This is a genomic window from Fischerella major NIES-592 (genome assembly GCF_001904645.1).
GTDB lineage: Bacteria > Cyanobacteriota > Cyanobacteriia > Cyanobacteriales > Nostocaceae > Fischerella > Fischerella thermalis.
Genome location: NZ_MRCA01000007.1, coordinates 107185 through 124948, shown reverse-complemented (window position 1 = coordinate 124948; position 17764 = coordinate 107185). Strand labels below are relative to the sequence as shown.

At 41.0% G+C, this 17764-nt stretch carries 13 protein-coding genes; 4 read left to right on the top strand and 9 right to left on the bottom strand.

The window, feature by feature from the left end:
- Positions 1-89 precede the first annotated feature (89 nt).
- Both NIES592_RS14580 and NIES592_RS14575 read left to right on the top strand, forming a co-directional pair.
- Entirely contained in the window at positions 90-914 is an 825-nt protein-coding gene (locus tag NIES592_RS14580) for an alpha/beta fold hydrolase (RefSeq protein WP_062247598.1), read from the top strand.
- 185 nt (positions 915-1099) lie between these two features.
- Complete coding sequence (locus tag NIES592_RS14575) at positions 1100-1546, top strand: GNAT family N-acetyltransferase (RefSeq protein ID WP_073556129.1); 447 nt, start codon at positions 1100-1102, stop codon at positions 1544-1546.
- A 168-nt stretch (positions 1547-1714) separates the two neighbouring features.
- Here the strand turns inward: NIES592_RS14575 and NIES592_RS14570 are convergent, their stop codons facing one another.
- The 5 genes from NIES592_RS14570 to xth all read right to left on the bottom strand — a co-directional run bounded on the left by NIES592_RS14570 (position 1715) and on the right by xth (position 9517).
- Positions 1715-4624, bottom strand: coding sequence for a cation-translocating P-type ATPase (locus NIES592_RS14570; RefSeq protein ID WP_073556128.1), 2910 nt, complete (start codon positions 4622-4624; stop codon positions 1715-1717).
- A gap of 751 nt (positions 4625-5375) precedes the next feature.
- On the bottom strand, positions 5376-5663 hold the full coding sequence (locus NIES592_RS14565) for a DUF5132 domain-containing protein (protein ID WP_062250656.1): 288 nt from the start codon (positions 5661-5663) through the stop codon (positions 5376-5378).
- 351 nt (positions 5664-6014) lie between these two features.
- Entirely contained in the window at positions 6015-7511 is a 1497-nt protein-coding gene (locus NIES592_RS14560) for an HlyD family efflux transporter periplasmic adaptor subunit (RefSeq protein WP_062247592.1), read from the bottom strand.
- Between the two features lie 95 nt (positions 7512-7606).
- The gene (locus tag NIES592_RS14555; protein WP_073556127.1) at positions 7607-8482 is read right to left on the bottom strand and encodes an SDR family oxidoreductase; all 876 of its coding nucleotides are present in this window, start codon (positions 8480-8482) and stop codon (positions 7607-7609) included.
- Between the two features lie 252 nt (positions 8483-8734).
- On the bottom strand, positions 8735-9517 hold the full coding sequence (gene xth / locus NIES592_RS14550; RefSeq protein ID WP_073556126.1) for an exodeoxyribonuclease III: 783 nt from the start codon (positions 9515-9517) through the stop codon (positions 8735-8737).
- Positions 9518-10073: 556 nt separating this feature from the next.
- Here xth and NIES592_RS14545 point away from each other — a divergent pair.
- Both NIES592_RS14545 and NIES592_RS14540 read left to right on the top strand, forming a co-directional pair.
- A complete protein-coding gene (locus NIES592_RS14545; RefSeq protein WP_073556125.1) occupies positions 10074-11141 on the top strand; it encodes a glycosyltransferase family 4 protein in 1068 nt (355 codons plus the stop codon).
- 382 nt (positions 11142-11523) lie between these two features.
- Entirely contained in the window at positions 11524-12072 is a 549-nt protein-coding gene (locus NIES592_RS14540) for a GNAT family N-acetyltransferase (RefSeq protein ID WP_073556124.1), read from the top strand.
- 342 nt (positions 12073-12414) lie between these two features.
- Here NIES592_RS14540 and NIES592_RS14535 read toward each other — a convergent pair whose 3' ends face one another.
- The 4 genes from NIES592_RS14535 to NIES592_RS14520 all read right to left on the bottom strand — a co-directional run bounded on the left by NIES592_RS14535 (position 12415) and on the right by NIES592_RS14520 (position 17653).
- The gene (locus tag NIES592_RS14535) at positions 12415-13242 is read right to left on the bottom strand and encodes an Rpn family recombination-promoting nuclease/putative transposase (RefSeq protein ID WP_073556123.1); all 828 of its coding nucleotides are present in this window, start codon (positions 13240-13242) and stop codon (positions 12415-12417) included.
- Between the two features lie 103 nt (positions 13243-13345).
- A complete protein-coding gene (locus NIES592_RS14530; RefSeq protein ID WP_073556122.1) occupies positions 13346-15022 on the bottom strand; it encodes a DUF3352 domain-containing protein in 1677 nt (558 codons plus the stop codon).
- Positions 15023-15239: 217 nt separating this feature from the next.
- Positions 15240-16727, bottom strand: a complete 1488-nt coding sequence (glpK, locus tag NIES592_RS14525; protein WP_073556121.1) for a glycerol kinase GlpK — start codon at positions 16725-16727, stop codon at positions 15240-15242.
- 17 nt (positions 16728-16744) lie between these two features.
- Positions 16745-17653 carry a tetratricopeptide repeat protein gene (locus tag NIES592_RS14520; protein WP_073556120.1) on the bottom strand — a complete coding sequence of 303 codons (909 nt, stop codon included), beginning with the start codon at positions 17651-17653 and terminating at the stop codon, positions 16745-16747.
- Between the last annotated feature and the right edge of the window lie 111 nt (positions 17654-17764).

Sequence of the window (17764 nt, the reverse complement as noted above, 5' to 3'; positions counted from 1 at the left end):
TGGTTGCTTGCAATGACCAATGACTAATGATCAATAACCAACGACTAATAACCAATAACCAATGACCAATGACGATTGAACATTAATCAATGACCCCAAAAGTAGCACTAAAGCCGTGTTTTTTGACTACCAAACGCCTTCAGCCAGAATATCCCTTGTTTGTATATTTACCTGGGATGGATGGAACTGGTCAACTATTACGAACGCAAACAGCAGGCTTAGAAGTTGGTTTCGATGTCCGTTGTTTGGCAATCCCACGGGAAGATTTGACTAGCTGGGAAGTATTAACTAATAATGTGTTGGACTTGATCCATGCAGAATTAGAAAAAAGTTCCCAGCGACCAGTTTATCTTTGTGGTGAATCTTTTGGGGGTTGTTTAGCTCAAAAAGTAGCTGTAGCAGCACCGCATCTATTTACAAGAATTATTCTGATTAATCCTGCTTCTAGTTTTCATCTTCGCCCATTATACGAGTGGGCATCTCAGTTTTCTTATTTAGTGCCATCATCCTGTTTTGACATTGGCGCTCTAGCTTTATTACCTTTTCTAGCAACATTATCACGTATTTCTAGAAGCGATCGCCAAGAATTGCTGAAAACAATGCGTTCTATACCTTCACAAACTGTTCTGTGGCGATTATCTCTAATTCGAGAATTCAGTGTTGACGAACAACAGTTACGTCAACTGAATCAACCAGTTTTACTAGTTGCTAGCACTCAGGATAGACTGTTACCTTCTCTTGCAGAAGCACAAAGATTAGCTAATATTTTACCCAACTCCAAAGTTGTAGTATTACCTGAAAGTGGACATGCTTGTTTATTAGAAACAGATATCAACCTTTACGAAATTATGAAGGCAAATGATTTTTTGGAAAGTGGTGCTAAAGCAACTGAGGCTATGCAAGTTGGAGGATAAATTTAGAATAATATTTAATTGTGGCAGTCCTATCTGATTTGTAAAAATGAAATTTGAGTAAAAACCACACCAGACGCAGAGAACACAGAGGAAGAGAAGGCGAATTATAATTGTAGATTTTTTTCCCACTAGGGGAGAAGTTGGGTTAGCTTCCATCAAACTCACATTCAAATAATGATTATCTTATGAATTATCAAGTTGTAGAACAACTTAGTGAAACTCAAATTTCAGATTTATTAGATTTATATAAAAATGAATTCTGGAGTCAACAACGCACCCGTGAAGAAATCGAGAAGATGCTAGCAGCATCGGATATTATCATTGGATTGGTTGATGAGTGCGATCGCTTGATTGCTTTTACTCGGATTCTCACCGATTTTATATATAGAGCCACTGTTTATGATGTCATTGTCAAACCTAGTCATAGAAATATGGGGCTTGGCTCTAAATTGATGGAATTAGTGATCAATCATCCCAAATTATATTCTGTTGAAGTGGTGGCTCTTTATTGTTTACCAGAGATGATGTCTTTTTATGAGCGTTGGGGTTTTACAGCAGATGTAGGTGAGTTGCAGTTGATGTTCCGTGTTAATAAAATTCATGCCGAAAATACCAACACCAGCAATCATTAACTCCTAAAAATTTCTGTGCAAAAAAACTCTGCATTCCTCTGCGTTTCAAATTTACCAAAGAAAAAGTTTAATTTTATTCAGTTAAAGATTTTAGTAGCGATCGCATAAACTAAAATTACAGAAGAAGCTTACCCTTTGCATTTACCCAAATCAAGTTTTACAGCAATATTACTTGCGTCTGTACCCACTTGCCTTTAAACGCAAATGTAGACGTAAATAAGAAGCGCGATCACTGGGTTTTGAGGAATCACATAAACGTAAACGTGGAGAGGTAGGAACGCGGTTGCATACTTGCATATCTTTTTCCTCACTAGTTTCTGCTACTAAATGCAGTGTGCTGTCAGAATTGCTACGACGAAGCAGCCATTTTTCCAACTCTATACACCAGAAGACCAAACTACTCACAGCCAAACAAATCACTAAATCCAGTGCTGACAGAGGTAAAGTATTAAATAGTTTCTGGAAGAACGGCACATACAGTACTGCAATTTGCAAACCTAGTGTTAAAGCTACTGAAGCTAAAAGTGCTTGATTAGACAACAAACCAATTGTAAACAGAGAGTCACGGTTGGAACGCACTGCTAAGGCGTTACCCATCTGGGAGAGAGTCAAGGTAGTAAATATTACAGTTTGCCAAGCAGGACTGCCTATTTTCCAATACAAAAATCCTGTACCCAGAGATATACAACCCATGAGGATACCAATCCAGATAATATCCCTTCCCATGCCTCGAGCAAAAATATTTTCGTTGGGAGGGTAGGGAGGACGATTCATTGTGTCTCGCTCTGCTGGTTCCACGCCCAGAGCCAGGGCTGGCAAACCATCGGTAGTCAGGTTAATCCAGAGAATTTGCAGTGGTAACAAAGGTAATGGCATTCCCAAAAAAGGAGCCAGCAACATTACCAAAAGTTCACCAACATTACTACTGAGCAGATATTTAATAAACTTGCGGATATTGTCGTAAATGACTCTTCCTTCTTTGACTGCTGCTACTAGAGTAGCAAAGTTATCATCTAGCAGTACCATATCTGCTGCCTCTTTTGCTACATCTGTACCCCGGATACCCATTGCCACACCAATGTCGGAGCCTTTGAGAGCAGGTGCGTCATTGATACCATCACCAGTCATAGCGACGATGTGTCCCTGTTGTTGCAGAGTCTGGACAATCTCAAATTTATGTTGGGGAGAAACCCGCGCATACACAGATCTATCATTTAGGGTGCATCGTAATTCCTCAACAGATAATTGCGATAACTCTTCACTGGTAATGATTTGATTATCTGTAGCAATACCTACTTCACGGGCGATAAATCTAGCTGTCAGGGGATGATCCCCTGTAATCATCACTGGGCGAATACCAGCGCGCTTACAGGTGAGTACAGCGTCTCGCACTTCTGGTCTTGCTGGGTCGTTCATACCGACCATACCAATAAAAATAAAGTCTTGGTCTACTTCCTCCGACTGATTGACAGACTGCAAAGGTCGAAAAGCTGCCCCCATTACCCGTAAACCATTTTCAGCTAGTTGACTGTGGGTGACACAGATATGTCTGTGCCAAATTTCAGTTAATGGTTTGGCCTGTCCGTTAATCCAGATGTGACTGCAAACATCTAACAAGCTATTAACCGTACCTTTGGTGAAGACAATGTAAGATATTCCCCCAATTTTTTCGCTCCAATGCCAAACTGTTTCCAAGGCGCAAGGAATTCTAGATAGAATGCTAGGGAATTTGTGAATGGTGGTCATGCGTTGACGCCGACAGTCGTAGGGAATTTCTGCGACACGAGGAATAAGATGCTCTAAGTCAGCCTTCCACAATCCTTGTTGAGCAGCTGCCATGACTAAAGCAGCTTCGGTCGGATCGCCTACAGCGCGCAAATAACGCGGCTCATCTCTGTCTGTTTCTAGCAAAGCATTGTTGCAGAGAGTACTACTAGCTAAAAGCAAAGATATGGCTGGTGGTTGACACAGCAGAAATGGTCTGTCTTGGCTTTTTTCTCCAACACAAGCGCGCATCCGGGTAGTTAAATCTATGCGTTGACCTGCAACATCAAGGACAGTAACTGTCATTCGGTTTTCGGTCAGAGTGCCTGTTTTGCCAGAGCAAATTACAGTCACCGATCCCAAGGTTTCTACAGCAGGCAAATTGCGAATCAGCGCCCGCCGTTTCAGCATTTGGCGTGCACCCAAAGCCAAAGCAATGGTAACCACTGCTGGTAATCCTTCTGGTAAAGCTGCGACTACAAGAGTGATGGCAGTCAGGAGCATGATTTTCCAGTCTTCTCCACGCAGCATTCCCAAAACGAGAATAACCGCCACTAGTCCTAGAGAAGCTATTGCTAACCCCCGTCCCAGTTCATCTAGGCGCTTCTGAAGTGGGGTTGGTTCTGCTTCCACTGCTTGCACCATAGAAGCAACTCGTCCGATCTCGGTTTTCATTCCAGTTTCTGTGACTACTGCTTGACCCTGCCCGTAGGTAATAACTGTACCCATGTAAACCATATTGTGGCGATCGCTCAGTGGCAAGTCTGCTTGAGAAAGTGTTTGTGGCTGTTTGTCTATAGGTTCTGATACACCCGTTAGACTGGTTTCTTGGACTCGCAAACCAACGCTTTCTAAAATACGGCAATCAGCTGGTACGATATCTTCTGCATCTAACTGGATAATATCTCCCGGCACTAATTCACGGGCAGAAATTTCTTTCCACCGACCATTACGCAGTACCTTGACGTTAGGTAAAGATAATTTTTTGAGAGTGGCGATCGCTTTTTGCGCTTGGTACTCCTGACTAAATCCCAGAACAGCAATCAGTACAACAATGGCGATGATCCCTAATGCATCTTTGTAGTCACCCAACACACCGGAGGCGATCGCTGCCACAATCAAAATAATCACTAAAGTTGCATTTACCTGTTCCCAGAGTATTTGCCAAGGACTTCGTAATTCTTGCTCAATTAACTCGTTGCAACCATGTTGTTGTTGGCGGCGACTGACTTCGGCTGTACTCAATCCCAAAGATAAATCGCTACCCAGTTGTTGCAGAACTTCTTGTGCATCTATTTGGTACCAATTGCTCATGTCTCGCCTCCTCTAATGTGACGGGATGTGAGGTGTAATACGATTTTGGATTTTAGATTGTGAAATTTACTGGATAAGCTTTTTAGCTATCTATCTGTCACAATCTTTTTTCCAATTAGTGTGAGAAAAAATAAGACACATACGAGGAGAATTTTTCTTTGTGTCTCCGTGTCTTTTTCTGCATTATCCATATGCTGATAAGCAGCACAAAACAAGACATACTTATCCAGCAGCAGTTGTTTACAAAAAAACTTTTAGTCAGAGCAACTGCCTTGAGAAAAGTATAGTCCGGTCAAACTCGGAATTAGGAATTTTAATTTGGTAATTGGTAATTGGTAATTGGTAATTGGTAATTGATTTTTCCCATTACTCATTACCCATTACCCACAGATACCGAATTATTTCAATATCAAGTTGCATTCAGTTGTTAAGACTAATATCGCGACGCAAACAAACGAAGATACGGTAAATTTTTTTGAGCATTCTCCACATTACCGCATCTTTTTTTGCTTGCATCAAAACTTCTCCTGTAACCGCAACTTGTATAGGTATATTTGATCTGATCAGGAGATCAGTTATGTTGTAATAAACTTTTGATTCTGATGATTTGGATCTGATAACCTTAGCAGAATTGATGATTTTCGGAACAATAACATCATGTTTGATTTATGCAAAGATTTGATTGTTTTGCTTCTTCTATTGCAGCGCGCTCTTTGCTAAACAAATATGACTTTCCTGAAAATCTATTGTCCTACCTAATTCGTCGTAAGTGTCTACTATTCTCGGCAGCAGGAAGTTCTGCTCTTGCTTCTGCGACTATATCTTTGAAGTTCTCACTCACTGCTGCGATCGCTCTTCTACTGTTTTCATAAAGAACAATTCCGCCTTTAATTGCTGTTTTAGTTAAGGATTTACCAGCAACTGCTACCACTGGTATGGCAATAGGCAGAACAATCACTGCTACAATACCGGGAATGCCAAAGTCCTCAACGACACTCCCAAAGACATTTTTTAAGTTGGGTAAAACCTTGGGTAGCATGGTATTTTCACCCCCTTTTATTTTTACAATCATATTATCTTATCATTATTAATCAAATTATAGATAAACAAAAAAGCAATTTATATGTTAATAAATATTGCTTGTTCTTATTAAGATAAGTTAATATTGTTACTGTAATTACTGCGATCGCTTCTGGTGAATTGTCTTTGTCAACACCGACTCAGAGGATGTCTGAAAAGTATTGAAGATGGGGTGTAAAGGCGCTCTGCGCGGCTTCCCGTAGGGTAGGGGTGATGGGGAAAGGAGGGGTGTGAAAGGAGGGGTGTGAAGGGTGGTAAATAATCAACCACTAACAACCACCAATCAACAAACAACAACCAACAACCAACCTTACCTGACAGAAAATGCTTCGCTGAATCTGCGAGTTACAGGTTCTAAAATGAAAGTCAATACTGACTTTTTACGGGTGACAATTTCACCATTAGCAGCCATACCAGGAGTAAAACCAACTTCTTGACCCCGCACCATCAAAGAGTGTTTTGCTAGCTTAATTCTAGTGGGGAACACTAAACCTAATTCTTTATCAACAATGGCATTGGGACTGACTTGAAGAACTTCTCCATCAACAACGCCAAATTCCTGAAACGGGAAGGTGGCCATTTTCACTTTTGCTTTCATCCCTTGGCGAATAAAACCGATATCACGGTTGAGGACTTTGACTTCCAGGAGCAATTCTTCCCCATCTGGCAGAATGGAAAGTAATTCTTCACCTGATTGTACAGGCCCTTTAGTAGCTTTGACTCTATAGACTGTTCCTGACACTGGAGCTTCTATGGTTTCTAACTGTCGCTGCTTTTGCGCTTGATCTAACTGACCTTGAACATTGGTGAGTTCTTCTTTACGTTTGTTAATTTGGGTCAAAATTTCACTTAAACGTTCTGAAGCTAAACGCTGTGCTTGAGTGCTAGCGGCTTGATAAGCTGCTTGGGCTTGGAGAATTTCTTGCTTTTGAGCATCAATATCTTTTTTTAAAGATACGACTTTATCTTGCGCCTCTGTGATTTTATTTTGAGCGTTGGTGACTTCATCATTGGCTCTGGTAATTTCTGCTTTGGCACGATTGAGTCTATCTTGTGCTTCTAGGTAATCTATTCTAGGTATGGCACCAGAATTATTGAGGGTGCGTAATCCTTGTTCTCTTTGTTGAGCGATCGCCAAATTACTAACAACTTTCTCTCGCAGACTTTTGGCATTGATAAGGTTGGTTTTGGCATTAGCAAGGCTAGTTTGGGCGTTAGCTAAGTTATCTTGCAACCGACTAAGGCGGACTTTGGCTTGTTCAATCAAGGCTTTTTGACGATTTGCTTCTGCTTCTGCTGCTGCTTGACGTGCTTTGTAATCTTGTAGGCGCGAAGTCAAAAGTTGATCTTGCAGTTGCGTACCTGTGGTTGTTGCTCCTGTGCGTTCTGCATCCAAACGTCGTAAGTCTGCTTTGATTAAATCAGCAGATTTACTGAGGCGTACAACATCAGATTGTTGTATCTCTGGGTCACGTTCAATTAAAACCTGACCTTTGTTGACGTGATCGCCTTCTTTAACTTTCACTGCTAAAATCGAGCCATTTCCCAGGGATGTAATCGGTCGTACTTGGCTAGAAGCAATTAACTCTCCGCTTGCTGTCGCCACTTCATCTACTTCGGAAAAATGTGCCCATGCGATCGCTCCAAACACGATTGCACTAATTGTTCCTGCTAATAATCTTGTATACAAAGGCGGTAATTCTTGCACCGCCTTACCCAATTCATAAGACAGTTGTTCGTCTGGTTTAGCAAATCTTTGTTTTGTTTGACGTGCTTGAGCAGCATTTGCGGCTAGGGAGTATCTCATAGAATTTTGTTAGTAGTTAGTGGTTAGTGGTTTTTTGTTGTTTGTTGGTTGTTGGTTGTTTCCCAACAACTACTAACAATCAACAACCAACTAAATTAGACTGCTAAATAACGCCGTAAAAAATGTTCTAGTGTTTCCAACTCAAAACCGAAAATCGCTTCTAAGTTGGTAATTTCTTCAGTTGTACAGAAAAATTCGTTTGCCAGCAATGTGCGAAAGGTTCCGAAATTTTTTTGTGCTTGGGGATTAATAAAACCCAACACACCACGCAAACCGTCAATCATAAATAGTGGCGGATTAATTATGATTGGCTCTTTGTTAAAGATGCGACCGAAAATTCTGGGAATATCTTCACGTAATAAAATCTCTGGTCCTCCAACAGGCAAAATTTGATTGCGAGCGCCCGCAACTATCACAGAATCTACTACCATCCTTGCTAAATCGTCTGTACTCACAATCGAAGTCCGGTTTTTGGGGTCGCCAATTAGCAAGTATACCCCTGTTTCCCGAAATCGCTCTGCCAATGGCAGCAAATTAGATGCTAATCCAGCTGGACGTAAAATAGTGTAATTTAAGCCACTGCTTTCTAAATATCTTTCTACTGCTCGTTTGGCCTTGAACACCGGAGCATCTTCATATCCTCGGTCAGCTCCTAATACGGAAATTAATACAAAATGTTGCACTCCATTGACTTTTGCTTGGTCAATAAGTTCTATGTTGGCGCGGTAATCTAAAGCTAAGGCATTACCATCAGAACTGTGAGTGCTGATAATGTACTGGACATCTTGACAAGCTTTGTGAATATCTTTTTGTTGTTCTAAATCACCAATAAAAATTTCAGCACCTCGATGTTCTAACTCTCCATAACGTGAGGTGAGACGAACAAATGCTCGAACTGACATTTCGCGATCGCGCAGAATTCGCACGACACGACGACCTATTCCTCCGGAAGCTCCTGTGACTAGAAACATAGTGATTTTGGGTTGGGTGTAGGGGGCGGGGATTGAATAAGACGCGGGGAGGGGGTGACGCAAAGACAAAGAGAGTATTTGATTAACATTCTCCCTTGTCCTCCAACTCGTCCCCCCTATCCCCGATCCCTTGTATTTTAAACTTCCAAAATTACAACAGATAGGAGGTAGTAGCGTTAACCCTCTAGCTAATGCACCATCACAGATGTGAATTTGACGGAATTAGAAAAGTTTGGCGATCGCGTTTCATGTCTACAATTCCAGAATTACAGGAACATGATCACTAGGTTGAGTTAACTTTCTTGGAACTATATCTATAGTGCAGCTTTTTGCGAGCTCGTACAAATTGGGTGTGAGATAGTGATGGTCAATTCGCCAACCCAAGTTGCGGCGAAATGATGCGGCGCGGTAATCCCACCAGCTATAGTACCCACCTTCTGATGTGAATTTGCGAAAAGCGTCAGCAAATCCCAGTGTCAAGATATCCCGCAGAGCTTGGCGCTCTGGTTCGGATGCCATAATATGATTTTCTGGATTCGCTTTTTCGTGGATGTCTTTATCTTCCAAGGCAATATTAAAGTCACCACACATACAAATGTTGGGTGTGGATGCTAGCAGAGTTTGCAAATACTCTCGCAACATTGCCAACCATCGCAATTTATATTCGTACTTTTCGCTGCCTACTGCCGAACCATTGGGTACGTAAAGATTCACTATTCTCATACCATTGATTACACCGGTAATTACTCGCTTTTGCTCGTCAAATTCTGGTGATACTTCTGGCAAGATTGATGTAAAACTGGTGCTGATATTTTGTAGAGGTTGTAGGCTGACAATGGCAACCCCATTGTAAGATTTTTGACCAGATAGATAGATATGGTAGCCTAATTCTTCAAATGGCGATCGCGGAAAATTATCATCAATTACTTTAGTTTCTTGCATACACAATACATCAATTGGATTTTGAATTAACCAATCAACAACGTGCTGCAAGCGGGTGCGAATAGAGTTAACATTCCAAGTAGCTATTTTCATTTGTCATTTGTTATTGGTTATTGGTATTTAGTACTATTTCTCCTCATAGTCCTTTGACTTGTGCCTTTGTCTATTGCTTAGCTCGGCATCCCTCTGGTGAACCCACGGAGAGGGGACAGGGGTGAGGTTGTGTATTTGATTTAGTTTGTGTTCCTTAAATTGATCTCTTTGTAGAATTTAGTATTTTTCACTACAAAACTCTTTATTGTCTATGATCCCCAAGATAGATGCAAGCAAAGTATTACTACTTTTAAATTGATCAGTATAGTTACCTGATTGCTTGTGCTGATGTTCTACAATGGCTAGTACATTGTGGCGAAGCAAAGATAATCAAAATATTAAGAATATATTAAAAGCTGATTTTCTAAGCTTTTTATGTTCTGTTATCTATCTTTTGCCCTAGCAGGCGATCGCAAAGTTCGGTTAATTGATCTTGCACTACCAAGAGTGACTCAGGTTAATCTTAAAGTCAGATAGTTAGGTAAAAATGCTCTACCTAATTGCATGTAAGTCCTACTAACTAAGGACGATATCACCTGCTGAACCAAAACAACTTATGAAAATCGCTCAAGTTGCCCCCTTGTGGGAACGAGTTCCACCTCCAACCTACGGAGGAATTGAACTAGTAGTGAGTCGCTTGACCGATGAACTAGTTCGTCGCGGTCATGAGGTCACTCTGTTCGCTTCTGGAGATTCACAGACTTTGGCTAAGCTAGAAGCAGTTTATCCCCGTGCGCTGCGCTTAGACCCCAACGTCAAAGAGTACACAGCATATGAAATGCTTGAACTCAGCCAAGTTTACCAGAAAGCAGCGGAATTCGACTTAATTCATTCCCATGTAGGAATTTCGGCTTTAGCTTTAGCGAGTTTAGTACAAACGCCTACAGTGCATACTCTGCACGGTAGCTTCACCGAAGACAATCGCAAAGTTTACAGCCATCACCAAAAGCAATCATACATCAGTATTAGCGACGCCCAGAGACAAATAAACCTGAATTACATTAGTACAGTTTACAATGGAATTGATACAAACGATTACCCTTTTGTAGACAAACCAGATGATCCACCCTATCTAGCATTTTTAGGTCGTTTTTCGCCAGAAAAAGGCCCACAGCACGCGATCGCTATTGCCAAAAAAACAGGTTGGCGGTTGAAAATGGCTGGAAAAGTAGATGCAGTGGATTTAGATTTTTTTGAAAATGAAATTGCTCCCCAAATTGATGGTCAGCAAATTCAGTTTCTTGGAGAAATAAATCACGCTGAGAAAGCAGAACTTTTTGGTAAAGCTGCAATCACTCTGTTCCCCATAACCTGGCAAGAACCTTTTGGTTTGGTAATGATTGAATCAATGGCAACTGGCACACCAGTTATTGCGATAAATTTGGGTTCTGTACCAGAAGTTATTGATCATGGTGTGACAGGTTTTGTTTGTCAAACTTTTGCAGAAATGGCGACAATGATTCCAAAAGCATTGGAATTAAATCGTCTTACCTGCCGAGAATATGTAGAAAACAAATTTAGTGTCACCCAAATGGTAAATGGGTACGAAGCGGTTTATGAACAAATTATCACTAGCCGCGCTAATTTAAATGGACGAATTCATTCTGCAAAAATCCTGTTTTAAACAAGTTTTTCTAACTACATTTTAAAATCAACAATTTTTTAAGGAGGACATTAATATGAACATGAGAAGCAACACATGTCCATGTTGCGGAGATTCTCTGTTGCGTCATGTCCGTCATGGTGAACTCTACTGGTTTTGTCAAACATGTCGACAAGAAGTGCCACTGTTAAGTACTAATATCAATCGTCTCTCAAGTGTGGTGGAAAAGAGAGTGGTTGCTAAAGATTAAGGGATGAGGAATCGGGGGTGATTGGAAGGTGTGAGGAGCGTGAGGAGTGTGTAGACGCGTAGTAGCTTCCCGTAAGGGTGGAGGAGTAACCATTCAGTAACAATCAAATAGTAAGGATAATTTGAGGTGTAGTTGATATGTATAATTACCCTGATGACTATCCTTACACAAACTGATCGCCTGATTATTCGTACTTGGGTTCCAGAACAAGACGCTGAGCAAGCATTTCAAATTTACGGTGATCATGAAGTTACACGCTTTTTGATCACCAAAGTTGATAGTGTTGAGAGTTCCAGAAATCTACTGCAACGTTGGGTGACAAACTTTGCCCAACTCAATAATGGTACTGGCTTATGGGCGATCGCTCTTAAAGATAGCAGAGAAATTGTTGGAACTATTATTTTGCTCCAACTGCGAGATGAGAAAGAAAACTTAACCCAAGATGACGAGATTGGCTGGCATTTGAAGAAATCTGCTTGGGGTAAAGGATATGCTACTGAAGCAGCAAAAGCAATTTTGGACTACGGATTTAACACTTTAAAACTACCTGTAATTTATGCGATCGCGCGTTCTGAGAATGTCAGATCACTCCACGTTATTCAAAGATTAGGCATGATTCCTCTTGGTAGTACAAATCGGTACTATAAAATGGAACTGGAAATGTTTAAGTTAGAAGCACCTAAAGAGCAGATACATGAATAGGCGCTTCTTCTGGTTTTCAGCTTCAAATGTTTTCATTACAAGTGAGAAGTTTCTCGTTTTAACCTGGAAGTTTTTTGTTTGAAGTGAGGAGTTTCTCGTTTTGACTTAGAAGTTTCTCGTCTGAAGTGAGAAATTTCTCGTTTCAATTGGGAAGATTTTCGTTTCGAGTAAGAAGTTTCTCGTTTCAAGCGAGAAATTTTATGTTCCGAACTCGGATGCTGAACCTCAAAGCTGGAAAAGTGGACTTCTGAGGTTGGATGCTGGTGTTGCGGATGCGATCGCACCTACTCTATCTATACCTGATTTTCAATTTTCACAATAGACCCCTTTCCCTTTTCGCCTTTAACTTATAGACTGTTGCTGTGCTATTTGCCTAACTGCTTCAATCTCAACTTCCAACTGTTGAGCTATTTCTTCTACACTCACTCCTGCTTTTAGCAACAGGGGAACAGCAGCTAACTTACCTTCTTTGACTCCTTCTTGTCGTCCTTCTTGTCGTCCTTCTTCGCGTCCTTCTTCCAATGCTTCTTGGTAAACTCTAGTTTGTTTTAGTTCGCTCAATTTCAGCATATCTTCCACCTCTTGGCGGCTTAATTGGGGAAATTTGTACACTATGATCGTCTCGATTAAATCTATTATCGCTTGACTAGATAAACGATCTCCTCTCTGTTGCCTTGCTTGTGCAATGAGTTGTTTAGCATAGTTAGCAGCATTTTCTTCTGGTTCTACTACTAACTTAACAACACCAATTCCCAAAGACCTGTTGGCTGAGGTTTCTAGTTCATCAAGATAGACACGCTGTACTTTGGAACTTTCTAGCAAAACCTGATAGAGTCTGTCTTCGTCTGGTTCCAGGTTGCGTTTAGGGTAAATAATCACAGTGTACCAGTCGTAGGTAGATGGATTTTGGTCTAAATACAGAAATAGTTCTGCAAATAGCCGGTGATAGAGAAATTGATCTTTTTGAAACTGGACTTCACAGAAATATACTGTTTTGTCTGAACTGTCTTCTGGTGGTAGAAATACGCCATCAATACGAAAAGCGGTTTGTTTAATTTCTACCGAGCGAAACTGATAATCTTGACTATTACTGGGGGAGCGTCCAATCAACTCAAAGAAAATACTGGGAAATTCTGCAAATAATTGGTAAAAAATACTGTCTGTTTTCACTTTTGCCGTTGCTGCAAAAATTACATCTTTGCATAGTACGCTCTAATCTACAATGCGATCGCACTACTCAAACTCAACACGTAATGCGATCGCATCTCCCTATTTACTTGCTTGTTTTCTTGAGAGCCAACAAAATCTCCATATGAGTGGTAGATTTGTCAGGACTGGTAGTAGTCAGACCAACACCATGAATAGAATTGATAATGGCGCTGGCTTCCGGTGGTAGAGATTGATTCTGGGTTGCAAAACGATTGATTAAGGATGCGGTTTTGTCCATATTCAGGTAGAAGTAACCGCCATTTGGTTTCTGTAAAGAACCTGTAACTGTTTTGAAGTTTTCGCTGTCGTTGAGAGACTTACCATTAGAATTAGTGATCGCATCGGCTATTGGTTCACCAAGAGTGACAAAAACGGTATCTTGATCTAACCAACCATGGGTGATTAAAGATCCTTGTCCTGGAATTTGCCATTCTGTAATATTCTTACCACCAATATTTCTTTGGGCGATGTTAATTTGCTGTGTTTTGGCTAAATTATCCAATTTCGTAAAGGTGGTTTCGGCTGTTTTGCGATCGCTTGTGTGAAATATAAAGGCTCCTCCAAAACCAACCTGCGCTAAAATGCCTTGATTAGATGGAATCGCCGCAGCACTAAATTCCCCATCCATCCAACCAAAAATTTCTTTATCTAAATCGAGATTCGCTAATTTTACTTGCGATCGTGCTTGTTCGAGTACTTGTTTAAATTCCGGATAATCGTTGGACTGTTCTACAAATGCTGACCACCAACTACTAATACCCTGTCCACTCACCATAGCAATTGTATCAGCAGGTAGTTGCGAGACAACTTTACCAGCAGAATTTTGATACTGAAATTTAACTAGTTCTGGATCTAAGTTGGCGATCGCCTTCATCCGCACTCCCGCATCATCAATTCCCACACCCATCACCATCGATTTCAGTTGCTTTAACTGCGCTAAAGTCTGCGGCGGTAATTGCTGGACTTGCGGATTTAAATTAATTAACTGCTGTACCATCCCTGCATAGTCAGGCACATAAATTTGTGCAACAGTATTTTCTACTACATTTTTACTCAGAATACTGTTTGTTCCTTCTTTGCTAGCAAAAGAAGGCTGTCCTTTAAAAGTGTCTATTGCTTGTTCTACAGTTTGCTTTGCGGGAGAAAACACCACATGATTATTCAATACAGCAGTATATGTAGGTTGACCTTTTCCTGAAGTTTCTGTAATTTTGAGACCTTTGTAGTCGATTTCCTTGGTGATGACATCTTTTTGACCTTTCAATTTGTTGGCAAAATTCAAAGCATTGATTTTATCCTTGATTCCCACTACCATCAGCACATTTGGTTCCTGTGTTGTTACTGGTGGCAAATTGGGATTTGCTGAAGGCAATTTTAACTGGGCAGGCTTGGTTGAAGTTGGTGGTAACATGGCAATCATGACACCACCAACCCAAGGTTTTAAGTCTTTTTCGTAAGAAATATTACTATCAGTTAATACATTCTGATTAAAGTCCTCCAGACCTTTTGCTACTATTTTTTGCGCTTCTGGAGTTCCAAATTGCTCCAACTTCGCCCATACTTTGGGGTCTGTAGAAATATAAGTTGCCATAAACGCTTCATCTGGCACAACTTTAGCACTACCAGCAGCCCCGGAAATATCTCCAGCAGGCCCACCCTTAAAATACATGTATGCAGCTACGCTTCCTGCAATAACTCCAGTAACACCAATAGCAAGTACTAGGATTTTGGTTTTAGACATGGTTATTGTTTATTTTTTATTAAATTGTCATCAATTCTGATACAAGCGTCATTGTGGAGTTTTCGTAAATTACATCATATTGACCAAATCTTCCTAGTACTCTGTCACACAAACTTTGCCGAGTAAACCAATTTCTAGTTGTATCCTCTCCTCTTCTTCCTCTGCGTCCTCTGCGCCTCTGCGGTTTTTTATTTAAACCAGATTACTAGCAACTTGTCTATTCTGCCCAATGCTTAGCCCGTTCTACTGCCTTTTGCCAAGTCATAAAATTGACCATTGCATACCCACTTCTATCACTAGGCGAGAAGTAACGATCAATTTGCCTTTGCTGTACTAGTTCCGTATAACTCTTCCAAAATCCCCCCGCTAAACCAGCCGCAAAAGCAATACCTTGAACTGTGGTATCCCGGATAACGGGACGTTCCACCGCAATACCTAACAAATCAGCCTGAAATTGCATAAGAAAATTGTTCTCACACGCACCACCGTCTACTGTTAATTTTTGTAGTGGTGTGCTGCAAGTTACACTGATTGCTGCCACTACTTCTTTAACTTGGTAGGCGATCGCTTCCAACACAGCCCTAACTAAATGCTGCGGTTGGACGGCGGCGGTAATACCAAAAAAAGCTCCCCTGGCACTCATATCCCAATGGGGTGCGCCCAGTCCGCTAAAGGCAGGTACAAAATATACACCACCGTTATCTGTAACTTGATTGGCGATCGCTTCTGTCTCCGCAGCAGTTTTGATTAATTGGATGCCATCCCGCAGCCATTGGATACATGCCCCACTCGTAAACATGCTCCCTTCAAGGGCGTAACCCACATCTAAGCTACCGTTGCGAATTTGCGTCCATGCCACTGTGGAAATCAGTTGATTTTGAGAACGGACGATTTCGGAGCCAGTGTGAGCAACTAAAAAGCTACCAGTTCCGTAAGTACATTTCATTAAACCAGGGCGATCGCATCCATGACCAAATAAAGCTGCCTGTTGATCGCCCAAAAGGGCAGTGATGGGAATTTCTGCACCTAGTAAACTGGAATCAGTAACACCAAATTTCCCTAAACTAGGTAGTATTTCCGGCAAAATATGAGCGGGAATTTGAAATAATTCCAGTAAAGTTTCATCCCATTTACAACTTGTTAAGTTCATCAGCATTGTGCGGCTAGCGTTGCTGTGATCAGTCGCGTGAACTTTGCCGCCTGTGAGTTTCCACAGAATCCAAGTATCAATTGTTCCAGCTAAAACATTTTTGAGATCAACATCTGTAACATGATCTAGCAACCACCTTAGCTTTGTAGCCGAAAAATAAGCATCAATCACTAAACCAGTGCGATCATAAATCTCTTGGGCGTAACCTTGTGCCTGTAATTTATTACACAAAGGAGCAGTGCGGCGATCTTGCCAAACTATCGCGCGATGCAGGGGTTTTCCAGTAGTTTTATCCCAAATTAAACAGGTTTCCCGCTGTACGGTTAACCCCATTGCCACAATTTCACTGGGAATAATTTTGGCATTAGCGATCGCAGTTTGCACTACCCTGTAAGTATCTTGCCAGATTTCCTCAGCATCGTGTTCTAACCATCCCGGCTGAGGATAATACTGTGTTAATTCCTGATATGCTTGTCCGACAATTTTACCAACAGCATCAAACACAAAAGCGCGGTTACCAGTCGTACCTAAATCTAATGCCAGAATGTAGCTCATGTTGAGGTTCCCGATACCTAATTCATTCTTTGTGCTTGTTGCAAGAGTTGCTCGGCTTTGTTTGCCCATTCAGGATTATTCTGAGCTTTGTACAAATCTCTAGCAAATTGTAATACTTGTACTGCATCTGCATATTGCTGCAATTGGATAAAAGCTAATCCCGCACCGTAATAAGCATTGGGATAATTAGAGTTAGCTTCAGCAGATTTTCTAAAGGCTTCTAGGGCATCTTTTGCTTTGCCTTGAGCATATAAAACTGAACCAAGACTATAATAAGCTTCTGGATATTTGGGATTTATTTGTATTGCTTTGCGGAAGGCATCTTTGGCTTTATCGAGTTTGTTTTGTTGCAGATAACATATGCCTAGATGATAAGCTGGTTCTGGTGCATTTTTGCTGTATTCCATTGCTTTTTTAAAGGATGCGATCGCTTTATCCCAATTTTGCTGCTGTTCTCTTACTAATCCTAAATTGTAATGAGCCACACCCAATTTGGGATCAAGTTCTATTGCTCTTTGTAAATAATCATTTGCCTGCTGTAAATTATTGCCTTCTAATAACGCACCGCCCAAATTCGCATAAGCTAAAGCAAACTTGGGATCGGCTTGGGTGGCTCGATAAAATGCATCCGCAGCAGATTGTAATTGTCCAGCTTGCCGCAGTGCTAAACCCAAATTGTAATGTGCTGGCGCGAGGCTGGGATCTAATTGGGCAGCTTGGCGAAAATAGGCGATCGCATCTTGTATTCTCCCTGTCTGCACAGCCTGTAATCCTTGATTTAAATAGTCTGTGGCGTTGCTAGAAGCATTCTGTACCAACAAAGATGGAGGAAGAGGGAGACTAGGGGAGGGTAAGAGAATGATTCCACTTATAAATATGAAACTTGCCCATGTCTGGCGGCGATATTGATAGAGTTTAACTGGCATATACTTTAACTATCTCGTAACTGCATTTAGTTACGTTTTATTAACAAATATTTGGTTAATTTTGCAATCTTTTTACTAAACTTTAATTTTATATAGATAAATTTGTAGATT